The sequence below is a fragment of the Nocardia spongicola genome (genome assembly GCF_047200775.1).
GTDB lineage: Bacteria > Actinomycetota > Actinomycetes > Mycobacteriales > Mycobacteriaceae > Nocardia.
The window spans coordinates 1-529 of the sequence record NZ_JBJZOO010000061.1 but is presented as its reverse complement, the minus strand read 5'-3'; the positions used below and the strand labels follow the sequence as shown (position 1 = coordinate 529).

Genomic DNA, 529 nt, shown 5'->3' with positions numbered 1-529 from the left:
TTGAATTCGTCGGCGTAGCGGGCGCTGAGTGCTGGAGTGCGTTTAGGGCCCAAACCGCCCATCACGATGGGCGGGCCCCCCGGTTGGGCCGGCTTGGGGAGTGCCGGTGAGTCCTCGAGGTGGAAGTGGTTGCCGTGGTAGCTGAACCGTTCACCGGTTGGTGTGCGCCATAGGCCGCTGATCACGGCCAAGTATTCTTCGAGCCGGTCGAACCGTTGTCGCAGGGGTGGGAAGGGGATGCCGTAGTACTGGTGGTCGAGTTGGTTCCAGCCCGTGCCGATACCGAAGTCGATCCGGCCGCCGCTCATCTGGTCGATTTGGGCGACCTGGATGGCCAGGGGGCCCGGTGCGCGGAAGGTCGCCGCGGTCACCAGTACCCCGAGCCGGATCCTGGAGGTTTCGCGGGCCAGCCCAGCCAAGGTCACCCAGGCGTCGGTCGGCCCAGGTGGATCCTCCGCGTTGTAGTGGTCGGTCAGGGCGAATCCCGCATAGCCACATGCCGCTGTGGCTTGCGCCAATCGAAGATATT

Annotated in this window: 1 protein-coding gene; it reads right to left on the bottom strand. The window is 65.4% G+C overall.

The annotated features are described in order from the left end of the window. Positions 1 to 529: LLM class flavin-dependent oxidoreductase (locus ACL02S_RS24195; protein ID WP_412804797.1), on the bottom strand; the 529-nt coding region annotated here is incomplete at both ends.